The organism is Pseudoxanthomonas sp. J35, from assembly GCF_000513995.1.
In the GTDB taxonomy this organism is placed as follows: domain Bacteria; phylum Pseudomonadota; class Gammaproteobacteria; order Xanthomonadales; family Xanthomonadaceae; genus Pseudoxanthomonas.
Map to the genome: position 1 here is coordinate 25,470 of NZ_AZVB01000021.1, position 21,266 is coordinate 46,735.

General features: G+C 71.4%; 17 protein-coding genes and 1 pseudogene. 11 read left to right on the top strand and 7 right to left on the bottom strand.

The genetic code is table 11. The features are described from left to right. Together PSEJ35_RS0111285 and PSEJ35_RS0111290 are read left to right on the top strand one after the other, a co-directional pair. Nucleotides 1-1,329: an aminopeptidase P N-terminal domain-containing protein gene (locus PSEJ35_RS0111285; protein ID WP_028917890.1), complete on the top strand. Its 1,329-nt coding sequence runs from the start codon at nt 1-3 to the stop codon at nt 1,327-1,329. Between the two features lie 273 nt (nt 1,330-1,602). Then, nucleotides 1,603-3,114 carry an acetyl-CoA hydrolase/transferase family protein gene (locus tag PSEJ35_RS0111290; protein WP_028917891.1) on the top strand — a complete coding sequence of 504 codons (1,512 nt, stop codon included), beginning with the start codon at nt 1,603-1,605 and terminating at the stop codon, nt 3,112-3,114. Between the two features lie 126 nt (nt 3,115-3,240). Here the strand turns inward: PSEJ35_RS0111290 and cysK are convergent, their stop codons facing one another. Next, nucleotides 3,241-4,200: a cysteine synthase A gene (cysK, locus tag PSEJ35_RS0111295; RefSeq protein WP_028917892.1), complete on the bottom strand. Its 960-nt coding sequence runs from the start codon at nt 4,198-4,200 to the stop codon at nt 3,241-3,243. A 54-nt stretch (nt 4,201-4,254) separates the two neighbouring features. Further along, nucleotides 4,255-5,046, bottom strand: a pseudogene (gene cobA / locus PSEJ35_RS0111300) (uroporphyrinogen-III C-methyltransferase); the annotation flags it as partial. A 197-nt stretch (nt 5,047-5,243) separates the two neighbouring features. Here cobA and PSEJ35_RS0111305 point away from each other — a divergent pair. Then, nucleotides 5,244-6,227, top strand: a complete 984-nt coding sequence (locus PSEJ35_RS0111305; RefSeq protein WP_028917894.1) for a LysR family transcriptional regulator — start codon at nt 5,244-5,246, stop codon at nt 6,225-6,227. A 24-nt stretch (nt 6,228-6,251) separates the two neighbouring features. Here the strand turns inward: PSEJ35_RS0111305 and PSEJ35_RS16090 are convergent, their stop codons facing one another. The 5 genes from PSEJ35_RS16090 to PSEJ35_RS0111330 form a co-directional block, all read right to left on the bottom strand. After that, a complete protein-coding gene (locus tag PSEJ35_RS16090) occupies nt 6,252-6,470 on the bottom strand; it encodes a hypothetical protein (protein WP_037083138.1) in 219 nt (72 codons plus the stop codon). Between the two features lie 108 nt (nt 6,471-6,578). Beyond that, entirely contained in the window at nt 6,579-7,244 is a 666-nt protein-coding gene (locus PSEJ35_RS16095; protein WP_037083140.1) for an agenet domain-containing protein, read from the bottom strand. 147 nt (nt 7,245-7,391) lie between these two features. After that, nucleotides 7,392-8,129, bottom strand: a complete 738-nt coding sequence (locus PSEJ35_RS0111320; RefSeq protein ID WP_028917895.1) for a phosphoadenylyl-sulfate reductase — start codon at nt 8,127-8,129, stop codon at nt 7,392-7,394. Nucleotides 8,130-8,164: 35 nt separating this feature from the next. Then, a complete protein-coding gene (gene cysI / locus PSEJ35_RS0111325; protein ID WP_028917896.1) occupies nt 8,165-9,886 on the bottom strand; it encodes an assimilatory sulfite reductase (NADPH) hemoprotein subunit in 1,722 nt (573 codons plus the stop codon). 103 nt (nt 9,887-9,989) lie between these two features. Beyond that, complete coding sequence (locus tag PSEJ35_RS0111330; protein ID WP_028917897.1) at nt 9,990-11,849, bottom strand: assimilatory sulfite reductase (NADPH) flavoprotein subunit; 1,860 nt, start codon at nt 11,847-11,849, stop codon at nt 9,990-9,992. 232 nt (nt 11,850-12,081) lie between these two features. Here PSEJ35_RS0111330 and cysD point away from each other — a divergent pair, with 232 nt between their 5' ends. The 8 genes from cysD to PSEJ35_RS17660 all read left to right on the top strand — a co-directional run bounded on the left by cysD (nt 12,082) and on the right by PSEJ35_RS17660 (nt 21,213). Next, nucleotides 12,082-12,993 (top strand): sulfate adenylyltransferase subunit CysD, encoded by a 912-nt coding sequence (gene cysD / locus PSEJ35_RS0111335; RefSeq protein WP_028917898.1) that lies wholly within the window; start codon nt 12,082-12,084, stop codon nt 12,991-12,993. Beyond that, nucleotides 12,993-14,984, top strand: coding sequence for a sulfate adenylyltransferase subunit CysN (gene cysN, locus PSEJ35_RS0111340; protein ID WP_028917899.1), 1,992 nt, complete (start codon nt 12,993-12,995; stop codon nt 14,982-14,984). The genes cysD and cysN overlap by 1 nt, the downstream gene beginning before the upstream one ends. 113 nt (nt 14,985-15,097) lie before the next feature. Next, nucleotides 15,098-16,198 carry an efflux RND transporter periplasmic adaptor subunit gene (locus tag PSEJ35_RS16100; protein ID WP_037083142.1) on the top strand — a complete coding sequence of 367 codons (1,101 nt, stop codon included), beginning with the start codon at nt 15,098-15,100 and terminating at the stop codon, nt 16,196-16,198. A 3-nt stretch (nt 16,199-16,201) separates the two neighbouring features. Further along, nucleotides 16,202-19,327 carry an efflux RND transporter permease subunit gene (locus tag PSEJ35_RS0111350; protein WP_028917900.1) on the top strand — a complete coding sequence of 1,042 codons (3,126 nt, stop codon included), beginning with the start codon at nt 16,202-16,204 and terminating at the stop codon, nt 19,325-19,327. Then, nucleotides 19,320-19,904 carry a GNAT family N-acetyltransferase gene (locus PSEJ35_RS0111355; RefSeq protein ID WP_037083144.1) on the top strand — a complete coding sequence of 195 codons (585 nt, stop codon included), beginning with the start codon at nt 19,320-19,322 and terminating at the stop codon, nt 19,902-19,904. The genes PSEJ35_RS0111350 and PSEJ35_RS0111355 overlap by 8 nt, the downstream gene beginning before the upstream one ends. A 105-nt stretch (nt 19,905-20,009) precedes the next feature. After that, a complete protein-coding gene (locus PSEJ35_RS17650; RefSeq protein WP_232207645.1) occupies nt 20,010-20,567 on the top strand; it encodes a hypothetical protein in 558 nt (185 codons plus the stop codon). After that, a complete protein-coding gene (locus PSEJ35_RS17655) occupies nt 20,564-20,947 on the top strand; it encodes a hypothetical protein (RefSeq protein WP_232207646.1) in 384 nt (127 codons plus the stop codon). The genes PSEJ35_RS17650 and PSEJ35_RS17655 overlap by 4 nt, the downstream gene beginning before the upstream one ends. Further along, nucleotides 20,944-21,213: a DUF418 domain-containing protein gene (locus PSEJ35_RS17660; protein ID WP_232207647.1), complete on the top strand. Its 270-nt coding sequence runs from the start codon at nt 20,944-20,946 to the stop codon at nt 21,211-21,213. The genes PSEJ35_RS17655 and PSEJ35_RS17660 overlap by 4 nt, the downstream gene beginning before the upstream one ends. Nucleotides 21,214-21,266: the final 53 nt, after the last annotated feature.

Sequence of the window (21,266 nt, forward strand, 5' to 3'; positions counted from 1 at the left end):
ATGCTCCGCTCGATCACCGGCATCACCAGCGCCGAGTTCGCCCGCCGCCGCCGCCAGCTGATGCGCATGGCCGGCGAGGACGCCATCCTGGTCCTGCCCGCCGCGCCGGTGCGCGTGCGCAGCCACGACACCCACTACCCGTACCGCCAGGATTCCGATTTCTGGTACCTGTGCGGCTTCCCCGAACCGGAAGCGGTGCTGGTGCTGGTGCCCGGGCGCAAGCACGGCGAGGCGCTGCTGTTCTGCCGCGAGCGCGACCCGGAACGCGAGGGCTGGGACGGCCCGCGCTTCGGCCAGGAGGGCGCCGTATCGGTGTTCGGCATGGACGACGCCTACCCCATCGACGACCTCGACGAGATCCTGCCGGGCCTGCTCGAAGGCCGCAGCCGGGTCTACTACCACTTCGGCCGCGACGCGGAGTTCGACCTCAAGCTGATCGGCTGGGTCAACCGCGTGCGCGCGCAGGTGCGGCATGGCGCGCAGCCGCCGCACGAGTTCCTCGAGCTGGGCCACCTGCTGCACGAACAGCGCCTGTTCAAGTCGCGCGACGAGCTGCGGCTGATGGAGAAGGCCGCAGCGATCAGCGTGCGCGCCCACCAGGCGGCGATGCGCGCGGTCCGCCCGGGGATCGCCGAATACGAACTGCAGGCCGAGCTGGAGCGCGTGTTCCGCGCCGCCGACGCCTGGCCGGCCTACGGCAGCATCGTCGGGGCCGGCGCCAACGGCTGCGTGCTGCACTACGTGGCCAACAACGGCAAGGTCCGCGATGGCGACCTGGTCCTGATCGACGCCGGCGCCGAGTACCGCAACTACGCCGCCGACATCACCCGCACCTTCCCGGCCAACGGCCGCTTCACGAAGGAGCAGCGCGCGCTGCACGACCTGGTCGGCGCGGCGCAGGCCGCGGCGCTGGCGCAGGTCCGCCCGGGCGTGCCTTACGAGGCGATCCACGAGGCCGCGGTGCGGACGCTGACCGAAGGGCTGCTCGGCCTGGGCCTGCTCAAGGGCAGCCTGGAGAAGAACATCGCCGAGGGCCACTACCGGCGCTACTACCGGCACAAGAGCGGCCACTGGCTGGGCCTGGACGTGCACGACGTGGGCGACTACCGCATCGATGGCCAGTCGCGCCTGCTCGAGCCGGGGATGGTCCTGACCATCGAGCCGGGCCTGTACATCCCGCCAGACGACACCACCGTGGCGGCGAAATGGCGCGGCATCGGCATCCGCACCGAGGACGACGTGCTGGTCACCGGCGACGGCCATCGCGTGCTGACCGAAGGCCTGGCCCGCTCGGCCGACGAGATCGAAGCGTTCATGGCGCAGGCCTGAGCCGCGCGCTGCGCGGCCGGCCCTGTACCGGCTGCCAGGGGAGCCACCTCTGCCGTCGCCGTGCCCGCGCGGGGCCGGGCAGGCCGGTCATGGACGGGCGGGATGACGCTGGCCGCCCGCCCCCGGCGCCCGCAAGGACGACCGTGGCCAAAGTGGCGCATATCTTCCGCTGCAGTGCAATACGCCGAAGATCGAACGTCCAACCGGGCGCGCGCTCACGGCCGCGGTCCCCCGGCCCGCTAAAATGCGCTGTTTCCCCCGACTGCAGCAGCAATGAACGACAGGATCGCCCACGCGGGGCTCGCCGCGAAGCTCATGCCCGCCGAACAGGCCGCCACGCTGATCGAACCGGGCATGTCGGTGGGGATGAGCGGGTTCACCGGCGCCGGCTACCCTAAAGCGGTGCCGCTGGCCCTGGCCCACCGCATCGCCGCCGCCCAGGATCGTGGCGAGTCCTTCGCCCTGCGCATCCTCACCGGCGCCTCCACCGCGCCGGAACTCGACGGCGCCCTCGCGCGCGCCGGCGGCATCGACTTCCGCCTGCCGTACCAGTCCGACCCGGACCTGCGCGCGCGCATCAACGGCGGCCAGATCGAGTACATGGACATCCACCTGGGCCACGTCGCCCAGTACACCTGGTTCGGCTTCCTCGGCAAGATCGACGTGGCGGTGATCGAAGTCACCGCGATCCTGCCCGACGGCCGCCTGGTGCCCTCCACCTCGGTGGGCAACAACAAGACCTGGCTGGACCTGGCCGAGAAGGTGATCATCGAGGTCAACCACCGCCAGCCGATGGGCCTGGACGGGATGCACGACATCTACTACGGCACCGCGTTGCCGCCGGCGCGCAAGCCGATCCCGCTGACCTCCCCCGGTGACCGCATCGGCGAGCCGTACCTCAAGGTCGACCTGGACAAGGTCGTGGCCGTGGTCGAGACCGACGCACCGGACCGCATCGGCCGCTTCACCCCGCCGGACGAGACCTCCAGGCGCATCGCCGGCCACCTGGTGGAGTTCTTCCGCCACGAGATCCGCGCCGGGCGCCTGGGCGAGCACCTGCTGCCGCTGCAGTCGGGCGTGGGCAACATCGCCAATGCGGTGCTGGCTGGCCTGCACGAGGGCGGCTTCCGCGGCCTGACCGCGTTCACCGAGGTGATCCAGGACGGCATGCTGGAGCTGATCGGCAACGGCACGATCGACATGGCCTCGGCGACCTCGTTCTCGCTCAGCCCGGAGGGCGTGGAGGAGTTCGTCCGCAACATCGACCTGTACCGCAGGAAGATCGTGCTGCGCCCGCAGGAAATCTCCAACCACGCCGAACTGGTGCGCCGCCTCGGCTGCATCGCCATGAACGGGATGGTCGAGGCCGACCTGTACGGCAACGTCAATTCCACCCACGTGGCCGGCACCAGCATCATCAACGGCATCGGCGGTTCGGGCGACTTCGCCCGCAACGGCTTCATGTCCTGCTTCGTCACCCCGAGCACGGCCAAGAACGGCGCGATCTCGGCCTTCGTGCCGATGGTCAGCCACGTCGACCACACCGAGCACGACGTGGCGGTGCTGGTCAGCGAACAGGGCCTGGCGGACCTGCGCGGGCTGTCGCCGAAGCAGCGCGCCAGGCAGATCATCGCCAACTGCGCGCACCCGGACTACCGGCCGATGCTGCAGGACTACTTCGATCGCGCCCTGCGCGACAGCAAGGGCCGGCACACCCCGCACCTGCTGGCCGAGGCGCTGTCCTGGCACCAGCGCTATCTCGACACCGGCACCATGCGCGCATGAAGAAAGGGGAGCGGTAACGCTCCCCCTTCCTTTGTGGGGCGGGGCTTGCCCCGCTGTTTTCTCTTCCGGGTGCCCGGCCTGGCCAGGCGGGGGAGCGGGGCGAGCCCCGCTCTACGGGGACCGCGCTCAGCCGAGCGAAGCCAGCCACTCGTCGTCCGAGCCCTCGTTGACGCCTTCGAACAGCGGTGTGGAGAAGTAGCGCTCGCCGGTATCCGGCAGCACCGCCAGCAGCACCGAGCCTTCCGGCGCGTCGGCGGCGACCTTCAGCGCCGCCGCCACGGTGGCGCCGGCGGAGATGCCGACGAAGATGCCTTCCTCGGCGGCCAGGCGGCGCGCGGTGGCGATGGCCTCGTCGTCGGTGACGCCGAGGATCTGGTCGGCGACCTCGCGGTTGAGCACGGCCGGGACGAAGTCCGGGGTCCAGCCCTGCACCTTGTGCGGCTTCCACTCGCCGCCGGCGAGCAGCGAGGCGTTGGCCGGCTCGGCCGCGGTGATCTTCACTTCCGGACGCGCCACCCGCAGCACCTCGCCGACGCCGGTCAACGTGCCGCCGGTGCCCCAGCCGCTGACGAAGTGGTCGAGGCGGCGGCCGGCGAAGTCGCGCAGGATCTCGGCGGCGGTGGTCTGGCGGTGGTAGGCCGGGTTGGCCGGGTTCTCGAACTGGCGGGCCAGGAACCAGCCGTGCTTCTTCGCCAGCTCCTCGGCCTTGCGCACCATGCCGCTGCCGCGCTCGGCGGCCGGGGTCAGGATCACCTTGCCGCCGTAGGCGCGGATCAGCTTGCGGCGCTCGACCGAGAAGGTCTCGACCATGGTCGCCACGAACTTGTAGCCGCGCGCCGCGGCCACCGCGGCCAGGGCCACGCCGGTGTTGCCCGAGGTGGCCTCGACGATGGTGTCGCCGGGCTTGAGCAGGCCCTTGGCCTCGGCGTCGAGCACGATCGCCAGGGCCAGGCGGTCCTTGACCGAACCGGCGGGGTTGAACGCCTCGACCTTGGCGTACAGCTCCACGTGCGCGGGCGCGACGCGGTGCAGCTTGACGACCGGGGTGCGGCCGATGGTGTCGAGGATGCTGTCGTAGATGGCCATGGGATGTTTCCGTGTTCCGTGGAAGTCGGGGATGTGGAAGGCAGTACGGGGGTTTCAGGCGGCCCGGGCCAACGCCGGTTCAGCGGGCGGCGGGCCCAGTGGCAGCGCGCCGAACCAGTGCAGCTGCGCTGCCAGCGCCGCCACTTCGCCGAGGACCAGCAGCGCCGGCGAGGCGACCGCGTGGGCGCGGGCGGTGCCGGGCAGGTCGGCGAGGGTGCCGGTGATGACGCGCTGCTCCGGGCGCGAGCCGTTCTCGACCAGGGCGAACGGGGTGGCCGGGTCGCGGCCGGCGGCCAGCAGGCGTTCGCGCAGCCGCTCCAGGCCGGCCACGCCCATGTAGATGGCCAGGGTCTGGCGCTCGCGGGCCAGCTCCTCCCAGTCGAGGGTGTCGATCGAGTCGCGGCAGTGCGCGGTCAGCAGGCGCACCGACTGGGCGTGGTCGCGATGGGTCAGCGGGATCCCGGCGTAGGCGGCGCAGGCCAGCGCGGCGGTGATGCCCGGCACCACCCGGAACGGGATGCCGTGGGCGCGCAGGAACTCCAGTTCCTCGCCGCCGCGGCCGAACACGAACGGGTCGCCACCCTTGAGCCGGACCACGCGGCGGCCGGCGCGGGAGTGTTCCAGCATCAGCGCGTGGATCTGCTCCTGGGCCATGCCGTGGGCGCCGGCCGACTTGCCGGTCTCCACCCGCAGCGTCCCGGCGGGGACCAGCGCCAGCACGCCGGCGCCGACCAGGCGGTCGTGCAGGACCACCTCGGCCTGTTCCAGGGCGCGCACCGCGTGCAGGGTCAGCAGGCCGGGGTCGCCCGGCCCGGCGCCGACCAGGGCGACGCCGCCCGGAGGCAGGTCGAAGTCGGAGGGAGAGGCTGCAGTCAGGCTCACGGGAGGCGACCGGCGAGGGGATGCGGCGACCGTACGACGGCCTCATAACCGGCGGAAATAACTTGCCGCACATGGTTCATGCCTTCCGGTTATAAGATCGTGAGGGCATTCCCTCTTACATTCCGCTTCTGTCGCCCGCGCGTTGCACCGGACCCCACCCGATGACGCTGACCCAGCTGCGCTACCTCGTCGCAATCGCCGATGCCGGGCTCAACATCACCCTGGCCGCCGCCCGCGTGCACGCGACCCAGCCCGGCCTGTCCAAGCAGCTCAAGCAGCTGGAGGACGAGCTGGGCTTCCTGTTGTTCGTGCGCAAGGGCCGCAGCCTGGAGGCGATCACCCCGGCCGGCGCCGAAGTGCTGGAGCGCGCGCGCGTCATCCTCGCCGAAACCGCCAACATCCGCGCCTACGCCGCCAACCAGCGCCGCGAGAGCCACGGCCAGCTGACCATCACCACCACCCACACCCAGGCGCGCTTCGTGCTGCCGCCGGCGATCGCGCGGATCAAGCGCGACTTCCCGCAGGTGAGCGTGCACCTGCAGCAGTCCGCCGAGGGCGCGGCGCTGGACCTGCTCGGCAGCGGCGAGGCCGACATGGCCGTGGTCAGCACCGCCGGCGGCGAACCGCAGGGCGGGGTGGCGGTACCGCTGTACCGCTGGCGCCGGCTGGCGCTGGTGCCGCGCGGCCACGCGCTCGATCGCGCCGGCCGCGCGCCGGACATCCAGGAGCTGTCGCAGTACCCGCTGATCAGCTACGAATCCTCGGTGCGCCCGGAATCCTCGCTGCAGCGCGCCTTCACCGGCGTCGGCCTGGAACCGAACCTGGCCCTGACCGCGCTGGACGCCGACCTGATCAAGACCTACGTCCGCGCCGGCCTGGGCGTGGGCATCCTGGCGGAGATGGCGGTCAGCACCGGCGATACCGACCTGCGCGGCTGGCCGGCGCCGAAGGAGATCAGCGAATGCGTGTGCTGGGCGGTGCTGCCGCGCGAGCGCGTGCTGCGCGACTACGCGCTGGAGCTGGTCAACGTGCTCGCCCCGCAGATCGACAAGCGCGACCTGCGCCGCGTCCTGGATGGCAACCAGGAGCCTGACTGGCCCGAGCCGCCGAGCTGGGAATCGCTGACCCAGACCATCACCAGCTGAGCGGCACGCGGGGCCCGGCGCCGCTCAGGTTCCATCCCGGGCCTCGCCGTTGCCGCTGGGAGCGTTGCCGCCGTCCTTGCGTGGGGTCAGCGCGAGCGCCATGGCGATGCCTGTCGCGATCCCGGGGCCGGTGCCGAGGTCCAGGTTGTCCAGCGCAATGCCGGCCACCGCGCCCGACGCGACGCCTGCGGCGATGCCGAGCGCCAGCGCGCGGCTACTGCCTGCCGTCCGGTGCTGCTTCATCGCCCAGCTCCGGTGCCGCCGTGCGTGGTGCGGGTGTGCCGGCGCGACGGGTGGAGGAGGCGTCGCGCCGGCGTGACGGACATGAGCGCCGGCGCGCGCTGCCAGGAGTCATCCCGCCTTCGGGCAGGTCATCGATGCCCGCGCGTCGCCGTTGAACACCAGGTCGATCTGCGGCTTGCCGCTGGACTTGACCGAGAAGCGGCCGGTGGCGTTGGCCATCGGCCCGGTGAAGCGCATCCGCCCCTGCGCATCGAAGCTGTAGGTGCCCGCACTCTTGCCCACCGAGTAGCGGTTGCCCGCCTGCACCACCACGTCGGTGTAGGTGTAGTTGAGCTGGCCGTTGTCGAAGGTGTAGCAGGTGTACTTGCCGGCCGGGACGCTGGCCGGAGCCTTCGCGGTACTGCCGGTGGCGGTGGCCGCGGTGGTGGCCGGCGACGCTTTGCCGGCGGCGGCAGCGGGCTTCGAGGAAGTGGCCGGCGCGGCGGCCGTGGCGGGCTTCTGCGGGATGGGGGCGGCGTTCGCCGCCGGGCGCATGCGCTGCGCGCTGACCCATTCGTCCCAGTTGGAGCCGTAGCCGTCGTAGGACACCAGGCAGGTGCCCATCCGGTCGGGGCCGTCGAGGACCTTCGCCGGATACCAGGTACCGGCATAGAGCACGCTCACCGCCTTGCCCTTGCTGCACAGGCCGGCATCGGCCTGGCCCTTGTCCGCGGCGCTGGCGTGGAAGCCGGCCAGCAGCAGGCCCGCCGCTGCCGGAAGCAGATACTGACGCATCGTGTTTTCCCCCTGTAGGCGCCGCCGCCCGTCGAAGGAGGGCGCGGCTGCGGCCGATTATGCCAGCCGTGCAGGCCGGTGGCAGGGGGGAAGCCCCGATGGGGCGTCCGCCATCGCGGCGCCGCAGGCGGCGGCGCGGACGCGGCCTCAGATGTCCTCGTGGATCCCGCACTCGCGCTTGAGGCCGAAGAAGCGCGTGTCCTCGTCCTTCATGCCCGGCTCCCAGCGGGTGGTGGTGTGGAAATCGCCGATGGAGACGTAGCCCTCGTGCCACAGCGGGTGGTAGGGCAGGTCGTGCTTTTTCAGGTACTGCCACACGTCGCGGTCGTTCCAGTCGGCGATCGGGCTGACCTTCAGGCGGTTGCCGCGCCACTGCAGGATCGGCGTGTCGGCGCGGCTGGCCGACTGGCTGCGGCGCAGGCCGGTGAACCAGGTGCCGGCGCCCAGCTCCTCCAGGGCGCGGCGCATCGGTTCGACCTTGCGCAGCTGGTTGTAGTTGTCCAGGCCGACCACGCCCTGTTCCCACAGGCGGCCGTGGCGCGCTTCCATCCAGGCGCGGCTGACCAGCGGCCGGTAGACCTTGAGGTTGAGCTTGAGCCGGTCGGTGAGTTCGTCGGCGAAGCGGTAGGTCTCCGGGAACAGGTAGCCGGTATCGATCAGCACCACCGGGATGTCGGGCTTCTGCGCGGTGAGCATATGCAGCGCCACCGCCGCCTGCGCGCCGAAGCTGGAGGACAGCACGTGGGTCGCGGGCCCGTGCTGCAGCGCCCAGGCCACGCGGGCCTCGGCGTCCATCGCCTCGAGCTGGCGGTTGAGGACTTCCAGGTCCAGGGCCGGCGTGGAGGCGGCCTCGCTGTTGGCGGCTTCCTGGGGGGCGGCGGTCAGGCTCATGGAAGGCTCCGGACGCAATGCGAGGACGGTCAGGCGGCGACAGGCGCGGCGGCTTCGGCCGGCCCGACCTGGACGTGGGTGGGATACGGGGGCAGGGCGACGAGCCCGGCGCGGTGCAGGAAGTCGCCGAAGCGCTCGCCCTCGCAGCGCTCGGCGGCGTAGCGCGCCAGCAGGGGTTCCAGCGCCTCGAGGATCTCGGCCTCGGTGATGTTCTCGCGGTACAGCGTGTTGAGTCGCTGGCCGCGGTGGTCGGCGCCGAGCATCAGGTTGTAGCGGCCCGGTGCCTTGCCGACCAGGGCGATCTCGCCCAGGTAGGGACGCGAGCAGCCGTTGGGGCAGCCGGAAATGCGCAGCAGGATCGGCGCCTCGGCCAGGCCGTGCTTCTCCAGCAGCGGCTGCAGCTTCGCGCCGAAGTCCGGCAGGTAGCGCTCCGCCTCGGCCATGGCCAGGGCGCAGGTGGGCAGGGCGACGCAGGCCATCGCCGTGCGCTGCAGCGCGGTCGGTGCACGGTTCTCCAGGTCCAGGCCATGGTCGCGGACCAGCGCGTCGATGCGCTTGCGCTCGCCGGCCGGCACGTCGGCGATGACCAGGTTCTGGTTGGCGGTCACCCGGAAGTGGCCGCGGTGCACGTTGGCGATCTCGCGCAGTCCGGTGAGGTGCGGCGCGCCCGGGCGGTCGGCGATGCGGCCGGAGGGAATCGACAGGGTCAGGTGCCAGCGCCCGTCCTCGCCCTCGACCCAGCCGAACCGGTCGCCGTTGTGCTCGAAGTGGAACGGCCGCGCCGGCTCCAGGTGCACGCCGGCGAGCTGTTCCATGCGCGCGACGATGGCGTCCAGGCCATGGTCGTCGATGGTGTACTTGAAGCGCGCGTGCTTGCGCTCGACCCGGTCGCCGAGGTCGCGCTGCACCAGCAGCGCCGCGCGGGCGATGTCGATCGCGTGGCCTGGCGTGACGAAACCGATCACGTTGCCCAGCCGCGGGTAGGTCTTCGGGTCGCCGTGGCTCGCGCCCATGCCGCCGCCGATGGTGACGTTGAAGCCGGCCAGGCCGCCGGCGCCGTCGTCGATCGCGACCAGGCCGAAGTCGTTGGCGAACACGTCGACGTCGTTCAGCGGCGGCACCGCCACCGCCATCTTGAACTTGCGCGGCAGGTAGGCGGTGCCGTAGACCGGGTCCTCCTCGGCGCCGCTGTCGGCCAGCTTTTCCTCGTCCAGCCAGATCTCGAAGTAGGCGCGGGTCTTGGGCAGGAATTCCAGCGAGAGGCGGCGCGCCCAGTCGTGCACCTGCGCGTGCAGGCTGGACAGCAGCGGGTTGCTGCAGCCGAGCACGTTGCGGTTGACGTCGCCGCAGGCGGAGATGGTGTCCAGCGCGGCGGCGTGGATGGCCTGCATGGTCGCCTTCAGCTCGCGCTTGATCACGCCATGGAACTGGAAGGTCTGGCGGGTGGTGATGCGCAGCGAGTGGTTGGCGAAGCTGGTGGCGATCGCATCCAGCTTCAGCCACTGCTCCGGGCTGAACACGCCGCCGGGCGCGCGGATCCGGATCATGAACTGGTGCGCCGGCTCCAGCTTCTGCCGGCGGCGCTCGTCGCGGATGTCGCGGTCGTCCTGCTGGTAGGTACCGTGGAACTTGACCAGGCGCTGGTCCTCGAACGACAGCGAGCCGGTCACCGGGTCGGCCAGCCCTTCCAGCAGCGTGCCCCGCAGGCCGCGGCTGCCGGTCTTGATGTCTTCTACGGAGGGATGGCTCATGGGGGCGGGATTCGGGATTCGGGATTCGGGATTCGGGATTCGGGATTCGGGATTCGGGATGAGCGGACGTGCCTCTGCTGAAAGCCGCGATCGCAGACCTGGGTCAGTAGACGTCGCGGGCGTAGCGGCCTTCGGCCTGCAGCGTGGTGAGGTACTCGGCGGCCGCGTCGCGGTCGCCGCCGTTGTGCGCGGCCACGATGTCCAGCAGCGCCGCGTGCACGTCCTTGCCCATGGCGATGGCGCCGCAGACGTACAGGTGCGCGCCGCCCTGCAGCCAGTCGTAGACCTCCGCGCTGCGTTCCCTCAGGCGGTCCTGCACGTAGACCTTGCGCGGCTGGTCGCGGGAGAAGGCCAGGTCGAGGCGATGCAGTTCCTTCCGCTGCAGGGCCTCCTGCCACTCGACCTGGTAGAGGAAGCCGGTGTTGAAGTGCTGGGCGCCGAAGAACAGCCAGTTGCGGCCGCTGGCGCCGGTCTCGGCGCGCTCCTGGACGAAGCCGCGGAACGGCGCCACGCCGGTGCCGGGACCGACCATGATGATGTCGCGGCTGGCATCGGCGGGGACGCGGAAGCGCTCGTTGGGCTCGATGTACACCGGCAGCTGCGCGCCTTCCTCCAGCGCCGCCAGGAACGCGCTGGCCGCGCCGGCGTGGTCGTGGCCGTGTGCCTGGTAGCGCAGCACGTCGACGGTGAGGTGCGCCTCCTCGCCCACGCGCTTGCGGCTGGAGGCGATCGAGTACAGCCGCTGGGCCTGCGGACGCAGCGCCGCGACCAGCGCCTGGTGGTCCCAATCCGCCGGCCAGCGGCGCAGCACGTCGACCAGCTGGTGGTCCGCGAGCAGCGCCGCCAGGCCGGCAGGCTGGGTGGGGTCGAGCAGCTGCGTCAGCGACGCGGCGCCGGAGCGTTCGGCATGCGCGGCCAGGAACGGACGCGACAGCCGGGTCAGCTCGCGGCGGGTGGCCAGCCACTCGAGCAGGGGCAGAGTCTCCTCGCCCAGCGTGACAGGGGCGTTACCGTCCAGGCGCGCCGCCTCCAGCACCGCATCGACCAGCGCCGGCGGGTTGCGGTGGCGGATGCCCAGTGCGTCGCCGGGTTCGTAGGCCAGCCCGGAGCCTTCCAGCGACAGCTCCAGGTGGCGCACGTCCTTGCCGTCGTCGCGGTACTGGCGGAAGCCGGTGCCGTGGAACTCGCGGCCGCTGATCCGCTGGTTGGCCAGCACCTCGGCCGGGAACGGCCGCTCGTGCGACCAGGCCGAGGTGGCCGGGCGCAGCGGGGTGACCGTGGCCAGGTGCGCTGCCGGCGCGGCCGGGGCGGCGGGCTTCAGCAGCTCGCGCGCCTGGGCCAGGGCCCGTTCGCGCCAGGGCGCGGCGACGGTGTCGATGTCCAGGTCGGCGAAGGCCGGTTCGGCCAGGCGCTGCGCGCCCAGATCGGCCAGGCGCGCGTCCAGCTTGCGGGCGATGCCGCAGAAGTCGGCGTAGCTGGTATCGCCCAGGCCGAGCACGGCGAACTTCAGTTCCGGCAGCTTCGGCGCGCGCCTGCCCAGCAGGAACTCGGTGAAGCCGACCGCGTCGTCCGGCGGGTCGCCCTCGCCCTGGGTGCTGATCACCAGGTACAGCAGGCGTTCGCCGGCCAGCTCGCGGGTGGGGTAGGCGTCGGTGCGGACCAGGCGCACGCCCAGGCCGGCGGCCTCGGCGGCCTGGGCCAGCTTCTCGGCCTCGCGGCGGGCGTTGCCGGTCTGGCTGCCGTAGAGCACGGTCAGGCGCTGGCCGGGCGCGGTGGCGGCCGGGGCGCCGCCGCCGGGCAGCACGGCCAGCTGCGGCGCGCCCAGGTTCTGCGCCAGCCCGGCGGTGTAGCCGGACAGCCACCACAGCGAGGGCGCGTCGAGGCCGTCGACCAGCCGCGCCAGCAGGACCTTGCGGTCCTCGTTGAGCGGGCTCGGCGGCAGTGCGGGAGACGCGGCGGACATGGCGGTGGCCTGGCACGACGTCGGAACGACGGATGACCGATGTTAGGAACCCGCAAAGCGCCGCTGAAACGGCTTGTGGTTATTGGCTTATGCTCTGCGCTTATTTCGCTGCCGCGGACCGCAGCCCGAATACTCGCCGTCCCGGATCCGGTGCGTCGTCCACCCTGCGGGGGCGTACGGGGTCCGCCCCGGGGAGCCGGCATGCCCCGTCCGCCCCGATCGAAGCCCCCGAATGAGCCTCGCCCACCGCCTGTCCCACCTCGACCGCCTGGAAGCGGAAAGCATCCACATCCTCCGCGAGGTGGCGGCAGAGTTCCGCAACCCGGTACTGCTGTACTCGGTGGGCAAGGACAGCTCGGTGCTGCTGCACCTGCTGCTGAAGGCCTTCGCCCCGGCGCCGCCGCCGATCCCGCTGCTGCACGTGGACACGCGCTGGAAGTTCCGCGAGATGATCGCCTTCCGCGACCGCCGCGCCGCCGAGACCGGCGTGGAGCTGCGCGTGCACGTCAATCCCGACGGCATCGCCCAGGACATCGGTCCGTTCAGCCACGGCGCCACCGTGCACACCGACGTGATGAAGACCCAGGGCCTGAAGCAGGCGCTGGACCAGTGGCAGTTCGACGCGGCCATCGGCGGCGCGCGCCGCGATGAGGAGAAGTCGCGCGCCAAGGAGCGCGTGTTCTCGTTCCGCAACGAGCACCACCGCTGGGATCCCAAGCGCCAGCGCCCGGAGCTGTGGAGCCTGTACAACGCCCGCATCCGCAAGGGCGAAAGCGTGCGCGTGTTCCCGCTGTCCAACTGGACCGAGCTGGACGTGTGGCTGTACATCTACCGCGAGGACATCCCGGTGGTGCCGCTGTACTTCGCCGCCGAAAGGCCCGTGGTCGAGCGCGACGGCGCGCTGATCATGGTCGACGACGAACGCATGCCGCTGGCCCCGGGCGAGGTGCCGCAGCTGCGCAAGGTCCGCTTCCGCACCCTCGGCTGCTACCCGCTGACCGGGGCGATCGAGTCGGAGGCCGACTCGCTGGAGAAGATCATCGCCGAGATGCTGGTGACCACCAGCTCCGAGCGCCAGGGCCGGGTGATCGACCACGATCCTTCCGCGTCGATGGAGAAGAAGAAGCTGGAAGGGTATTTTTGATGAACAGCCGGGATTCGGGATTCGTGATTGGTGATTCGAAAGAGCGGGCGCCCGCTGTTGCTTCTGCGAATCACCAATCACCAATCACCAATCACGACGCTGGTAGCGCAGTAGGCGCCTATCTGCGCCAGCACGAATCCAAGCCGCTGCTGCGCTTCATCACCTGCGGCAGCGTCGACGACGGCAAGAGCACCCTGATCGGGCGCCTGCTGTACGAGAGCAAGCGCCTGTTCGACGACCAGCTGGCCGCGCTGGAGAAGGACAGCCGCAAGCACGGCACCCAGGGCGAGCGCATCGACTACGCGCTGCTGCTCGACGGCCTGGCCGCCGAGCGCGAGCAGGGCATCACCATCGACGTGGCCTACCGCTACTTCGACACCGACCGGCGCAAGTTCATCGTCGCCGACTGCCCCGGCCACGAACAGTACACCCGCAACATGGCCACCGGCGCCTCCACCGCCGACCTGGCCGTGGTCCTGGTCGATGCGCGCAAGGGCCTGCTGCCGCAGACCCGCCGGCACAGCTACATCGTCTCGCTGCTGGGCATCCGCCACGTGGTGCTGGCGGTGAACAAGATGGACCTGGTCGGCTACGACCAGACGGTGTTCCACGGCATCGCCGAAGGCTATCGCGAACTGGCCGCGCAGCTGGGCATTCCGCACGTGCAGGCGATCCCGCTGTCGGCGCTGGAAGGCGACAACCTGCTCGGGCGCTCCGCGAACACGCCATGGTACGAGGGCCCGGCGCTGCTGCCGCACCTGGAGACGGTGGAGCTGGACGACGGCCAGGCCGCCAGCGGCCTGCGCCTGCCGGTGCAGTGGGTGAACCGCCCGCACCAGGACTTCCGCGGCTTCGCCGGCACCATCGCCGCCGGCGAGGCGAGGCCGGGCGACGCCATCGTGGTCCTGCCCTCGGCGCGGCGCTCGACCATCGCCCAGGTGCTCGGCCCGGATGGCCCGCTGGACGTGGCCGGCGCCGGCCAGGCCGTGACCCTGACCCTCAGCGACGAGATCGACGTCAGCCGCGGCGACGTGATCGCCGCCGCCGGCGACCCGCCGGCGGTGGCCGACCAGTTCGCCGCGCACCTGCTGTGGATGGGCGAGGCGCCGCTGCTGCCGGGCCGGCCGTACTGGCTGAAGATCGGCACCCGCACCGTCGCCGCCAGCGTCAGCGAGATCAAGCACCGGGTCGACGTGAACACCCAGGAGCACCTGGCCGCCAAGCGCCTGGAGCTCAACGAGGTCGGCTACTGCAACCTCAGCCTGGAGGCGCCGGTCGCCTTCGCCCCGTACGCGGAGAACCGCACGCTGGGCGGCTTCATCCTGATCGACCGGCAGAACAACGACACCGTCGCCGCCGGCACCCTCGACTTCGCCCTGCGCCGGGCCGAGAACGTGCACTGGCAGCACATCGACGTGGACAAGGCCGCGCGCGCGCGGATCAAGGGCCAGCAGCCGAAGGTGCTGTGGTTCACCGGCCTGTCCGGCGCCGGCAAGTCGACCATCGCCAACCTGGTCGACAGGCGCCTGCACGCGCTCGGCTACCACACCTTCGTGCTGGACGGCGACAACGTGCGCCACGGCCTCAACCGCGACCTGGGCTTCACCGACGAGGACCGGGTGGAGAACATCCGCCGCGTCGCCGAGGTGGCGAAGCTGATGACCGACGCCGGGCTGATCGTGCTGGTCAGCTTCATCTCGCCGTTCAGGGCCGAGCGGCGGATGGCGCGCGAGCGCTTCGAGGCGGGCGAGTTCATCGAGGTGTTCGTCGACGTGCCGCTGGAGGTGGCCGAGGCGCGCGACGTGAAGGGCCTGTACCGCAAGGCCCGCGCCGGCCTGATCCCGAACTTCACCGGCATCGACTCGCCGTACGAGGCGCCGGAACGCCCGGAAGTGCACCTGGACGCCACCGCGCCCACCGAGGCGCTGGTCGCGCAGGTGCTCGACGCGCTGGACCTGGACTGGAGCGCCGGCGGCACGTCCTGGATCTAGGGGCGGAGGCGGGCGTCGTGCCCGCATAGGCCATTGGTCATGTACGCCGGAAGGTGTACACGAACGTTGACGGCATGCCGCTAAACTCGGCCTGTTCCGCCACGGATCCACGCATGCCAATCGCCCTGCTGTTTCGCGCCCTGCTGCTCGGCGCGCTCGTCCTCGTGTTGTCCGCCTGCGGGCGTGGAGATGGCGGTGGGGGCCGCGGCCCGGCACCGGTGCCGGTGACCATCCTGGAAGTGCAGCCGGTGCGCTGGACCGACGAGCTCAAGGCGCTGGGCACGGCGCAGGCGCGCGAGTCGGTGACCATCACCGCCAGCGTCACCCAGGCCATCGCCTCGGTGGAGTTCGACAGCGGCCAGTACGTGGAGAAGGGCCAGCCGCTGGTGACCCTGGTGCAGGGCCAGCAGGCCGCCGGCGTGGCCGAAGCCGAAGCGCAGCTGCGCAACGAGGAGCAGCTGTACGAGCGCAGCCGCCAGCTCGCCGAGCGCCAGCTGGTCTCGCGGGCCGAACTGGAGACGCGCCGCGCCGCCCTGGAAGCGGCTCGCGCCCGCGTCGCCACCCAGCGTGCCAGCGTCGCCGACCGGGTGATCCGCACCCCGTTCGCCGGGGTCCTGGGCCTGCGCCTGGTCAGTGCCGGTTCGCTGGTCACGCCCGGCACGCCGATCACCACCCTCGACGACGTCTCGCTGATCAAGCTCGATTTCACCGTGCCCGAGGCGCAGCTGCCGCAGCTGCAGGTCGGGCAGCGGGTCACCGCGCGCAGCAACGCCTGGCCGGGCGAGGCCTTCACCGGGACGATCGCCTCGATCGACTCGCGGGTGGACGCGGTCTCGCGCGCGGTCACCGTGCGCGCCGAGATCCCCAACCCGGACGGCCGCCTGCGCCCGGGCATGCTGCTGGAGGTGGGCGTGGAGCGCGCCGCGCGCGCCGCGCTGGCGATCCCGGAACTGGCCGTGCAGCAGAACGGCAGCCGCTCCAGCGTGTTCGTGGTCGCCGAGGACGGCGCCAGCGTGCGCGAGGTGCCGGTGCAGCTGGGCTCGCGCCGTTTCGGCGAGGTCGAGGTCGCCTCCGGCCTCAAGGCCGGCGACCGCATCGTGGTCGAAGGCACCGTGAGGCTGCGCGACGGCGCCCGCATCCGCGAGGTCAAGCCCGGTGCGGACGGCGACGCCGCCGACCCTGCGGGCAATGCGCCCGGCAAGACGGAAGGCTGAGCCATGCTGCTGTCCGATGTCTCGATCAAGCGGCCCGTCTTCGCGACGGTGATGTCGCTGATCCTGATCGTGCTGGGCGTGGTCTCGTTCACCCGCCTGCCGCTGCGCGAGCTTCCCGACGTCGACCCGCCGGTGGTCTCGGTCGACACGACCTATACCGGCGCCTCGGCGGCGGTGGTCGAGAGCCGCATCACCCAGGTGCTGGAGGACGCGATCAGCGGCATCGAGGGCGTGGACCTGATCACCGCCAGCAGCCGCAACGGCCGCTCGGACATCAACATCGAGTTCACCCTGGCCCGCGACATCGAGGGCGCGGCCAACGACGTGCGCGACGCGATCAGCCGCGTCGCCAACCGCCTGCCGGAGGACGTCGACCCGCCGCGCGTGTCCAAGCAGGACAGCGACTCCTCGCCGATCATGTTCCTCAACCTCAGCGACGCGCGGCTCAACGCGCAGCAGCTGACCGACTACGCCGACCGCAACCTGGTCGACCAGTTCTCCTCGATCGACGGCGTGTCCTCGGTGTTCATCGGCGGCGGCCAGCGCTACGCGATCCGGGTGTGGCTGGACGCGTCCGCGCTGGCCGCGCGCGGCCTCACCGCCGAGGACGTGCGCACCGCGCTGCGCCGCGAGAACCTTGAACTGCCCGGTGGCAGCATCGAGTCACGCGACCGCGAGTTCGCCCTGCGGGTGATGCGCGGCTACCGTACGCCGGAGAGCTTCGAGTCCCTGGTCGTGGGCAAGGGCGGCGACGGCCACGTCATCACCCTCGGCGAGGTCGCCCGGGTGGAACTGGCCTCGGAGGAGCGCCGCGCCTTCTACCACGGCAACGGCGTGCCGCAGGTCGGCCTGGCCATCGTCGCCACCTCCACCGCCAACTCGCTGGAAGTCGGGCGCAACGTGCGCGCACTGGCGGAGAAGGTCTCGCAGACGCTGCCGGAGGGCATGCAGCTGACCGTGGCCTACGACTCCACCGTGTTCACCGACGCGGCGGTGGAAGAGGTCTACAAGACCCTCGTCGAGGCCATCGTGCTGGTGCTGCTGGTGGTGTTCGTGTTCCTCGGCAGCGTGCGCGCGGCGCTGATCCCGGCGGTGACCGTGCCGGTGTGCGTGACCGCCGCCTTCCTGGCGCTGTACGCGGCCGGCTTCTCGATCAACCAGCTGACCCTGCTGTCGCTGGTGCTGTCGATCGGCCTGGTGGTGGACGACGCCATCGTGGTCCTGGAGAACTGCCAGCGCCGCGTCGACCTGGGCGAACCGCCGCTGCTGGCGGCGCGCCGCGGCACCACCCAGGTCGCGTTCGCGGTGATCGCCACCACCCTGGTGCTGATCGCTGTGTTCCTGCCGATCGCCTTCATGCAAGGCAACACCGGTCGCCTGTTCCGCGAACTGGCGGTGGCGGTGGCCGGCGCGGTGGCCATCTCCGGCTTCGTCGCGCTGACCCTGACGCCGATGATGTGCTCGATCCTGCTGCGCCCGCACACCCGCCGCGCCGGCTTCAACAACTGGGTCAACGACCGCCTCGACGGGCTGACCCGCCGCTACCGCGGGCTGGTGGCGAAGGTGGTCGGGCGCGGCTGGCTGCTGGCGGCGTTGATGCTGGCGACCTTCGCCGCCAGCAGCGTGCTGTTCAAGCTGGTGCCCTCGGAGCTGGCACCGGCCGAGGACCGCGGCGACTTCAACGTCACCGTCACCGGTCCGGAAGGTGCGGGCTTCGACTACCTGGTCACGCAGATGACCGAGATCGAGAAGCGGTTGCTGGCGTATTCCGGCGAGGACGGCCCGGTCGCGCGCGTGATCATCCGCGTGCCCGGCGGGTTCGGCGGCCAGGGCGCCAACATGAACACCGGCCGCGCCACCATCTTCCTCAAGCCGTGGGACCAGCGCGACGTCACCACCCAGCAGGTCATGCAGGACGTGCTGGGCCGGCTGTCCGACATCCCTGGCGTGCGGGTGACCGCGGAGATGCGCCAGGGCCTGGTGCGCGGCTTCGGCCGGCCGGTGCAGTTCGTGCTGCGTGGCCCGACCTACGAGACCCTGGCGCAGTGGCGCGACCGCATGCTGCTGCGGATGGAAGAGAATCGCAACCTGGTCAACATCGACTCCGACTACAAGGAGACGGTGCCGCAGATCCGGGTGGAGATCGACAAGGCGCGCGCTGCCGACCTGGGCGTGCCGGTGGAGGCGATCGGCAGCACCTTGCAGACCATGCTCGGTTCGCTGCGCGCCGGCACCTGGGAGATGGACGGCGAGGAGTACTACGTGATCATGCAGGCGCCGCTGGAGAACCGGCGCAGCCTGGACGACATCGCCGGCCTGTACGTGCGCTCGACCACCAGCGGCCAGCTGGTGCCGCTGTCGAATCTTGTGACGATGACCGAGCACGCCGAGGCCAGCGCCCTGTCGCGCTTCAACCGCATGCGCGCGGTCACCCTCAGCGCCGGCCTGGCGCCGGGCTACACCGTCGGCGAGGCGCTTGAATACCTGCGTACCATCGCCGCCGAGGAGCTGCCGCCGGAGGCGCAGTTCGACTACCGCGGCGAATCGCGCGAGTTCATGCGCTCCAGCGGCGCGGTGTTCTTCACCTTCGGCATGGCCCTGCTGGTGGTGTTCCTGGTGCTGGCGGCGCAGTTCGAGAGCTTCCTGCACCCGCTGGTGATCATGCTGACCGTGCCGCTGGCGATGCTCGGTGCGCTGCTGGGCCTGGCGATCTGGGGCGTGAGCCTCAACCTGTACAGCCAGATCGGCATCGTCATGCTGGTCGGCCTGGCGGCGAAGAACGGCATCCTGATCGTGGAGTTCGCCAACCAGCTGCGCGACGAGGGCCGGGCGGTGGCCGAGGCCATCGTCGAGGCCGCGGCGGTGCGCCTGCGCCCGATCCTGATGACCTCGGTGGCGATGATCTGCGGCGCGATCCCGCTGATGCTGTCCAGCGGCGCCGGCGCGGCCAGCCGCGAATCGATCGGCGTGGTGATCGTGTTCGGCGTGGCCTTCTCGACCCTGCTGTCGCTGTTCGTGGTGCCGGCGTTCTATGCGCTGCTGGCGCCGTACACGCGTTCGCCCGAGGCGGTGGCCCAGGAGCTGGAGAAGCTCGAGGCCGAGGTGCCGCCGGTGGGGGGCCATGGCTGAGCGGCCGGCCGCGACCGGGGCGGCCGGATACCGTGCCGGCACCGGCTTCGATCCGGGGTTCCGCCTGGCGGGCGACGGTTTCGTGCTGCGGCCGTGGCGGCACGACGACCTGGAGGCGCTGCTGCGCCATGCCGACGATCCGGCGGTGGCGCGCGGGCTCAGCGACCGCTTTCCGAGCCCGTACACGCGCGCCGACGGCGAGGCCTTCCTGGCCGGCAAGGTGGTCGACTTCGCCGGACCGCTGCTGGCGATCGAGGCCGCTGGCGAGGCCTGTGGCGGGATAGGCATGCGACCAGGCCGCGATGCCCGTCCCGGCGTGGCCGAACTGGGTTACTGGCTGGGCCGCGCGCACTGGGGCCGCGGGCTCATGACCCGGGTGGTCGCGTGCTACCTCGACTGGCTGGTGCCGGCGCTGGGGTTGCACCGGGTCGAGGCGGTGGTGCTGGACTCCAACCCGGCCTCGGCGCGGGTGCTGGAGAAGAACGGCTTCCGCCAGCAGGGCGTGCGCCGCGCCGCCCTGCGGCGGGCCGAAGGCATGCACGACCTCGGGCTGTTCGTCCGCGACCGGGCGGGCTGAGCTCCCCCCCGGGCGCCTCGCGCGGCGGTTCCGTCGACGGCCGGCCGTTCCCCCGCCGGCCGGCGTGGGCCATGATGCGGCGTCCCAACGCCTCGGGGTGGTCCCATGGGGAAGGTGGAACACGCGTCGCGCATGGAGTCGCTGGATGCCCTGCGCGGGTTCGCCCTGTTCGGGATCTTCATCGTGCACATGCCCGAGCTGTTCGAGCTGTACTGGGCGAAGCCGGCCACCGATCCGCTGCAGCTGGCGGTGCACGACACCGTCTGGCTGCTGTTCGCGGGCAAGGCCTTCGCCCTGCTGGCGCTGTGCTTCGGGGTCAGCTTCTTCATCATCATGGACCGCGCGGCGCGCCGCGGCATCGACTTCACCGGCCGCTTCGTCTGGCGCCTGGCGCTGCTGGGCCTGCTGCACGGCGTCTGGTACCGCGGCGACGTGCTCGAGGTGCTGGCGGTGATGGGCCTGTTCCTGCTGCCGTTCCACCTCGTCCGTTCCAACCGGGTGCTGCTCGTGGTGGCGGCGTTCTTCCTCCTGCAGCCGCTGATGCTGGTGCGCATCGTCGCCGGCCTGCGCGGCGCGGACTGGCCAACCAGCCGCTGCAGTACTGGAGCGCGACCATCCCGGAGGTCTACCTGCACGGCGGCTTCGCGGAGACCGTGCGCATGAACCTGGCCGACGGCCATGGCTTCAAGTGGCTCTTCATGTACGAGTCCGGGCGGCTGAGCCAGATCCTCGGGCTGTCGCTGGTGGGCATGGTGCTCGGGCGGATCGGCTTCTTCGAACGGCCGGCGCGGTTCGCCACCGCGCGCTGGGTGGGCCTGGCGGTGGCGCTGGCCGTGGCGGTGGCGCTGTACTTCGGCCGCGACGCGCTGGTCGCGCGGGTGCCCGGCAGCGAGGCGATGCCGATGCCGCGGGCGATGGCCAATGCGCTGCTGGGCAGCCTGTTGGACCTGGCGGTGATGGCGGCCTCGATGCTCGCCTTCCTGATCGCCTACCACGGGGCGTCCGGGCCCGCCCTGCGCATGCTGGCCCGGCCGGGCGCATGACCCTGACTCTGTACGTGGCGCAGTCGCTGGTGTTCGTGCCGGTGTTCTACGGCTACGGCCTGGGCCTGTGGGCCAGCATGACCCAGGTCCAGGCGGTGCTGCTGGGGCTGGCCGGCTTCGCCGCGCAGCTGCTGTTCGCCCACCTGTGGTTCCGGCGCTTCTACTACGGACCGCTGGAATGGCTGTGGCGGGCAGGCACCTGGCTGACCTGGAAAGTGCCGATGGTCAGGCCGGCCACGCCGCGCGGCGCCGCCGAAGCGGGCTGAGGGCGTACCGGTCGCGCCGGGTGGCTGCGTTCGGGCGCCACTTGCGGTTATCT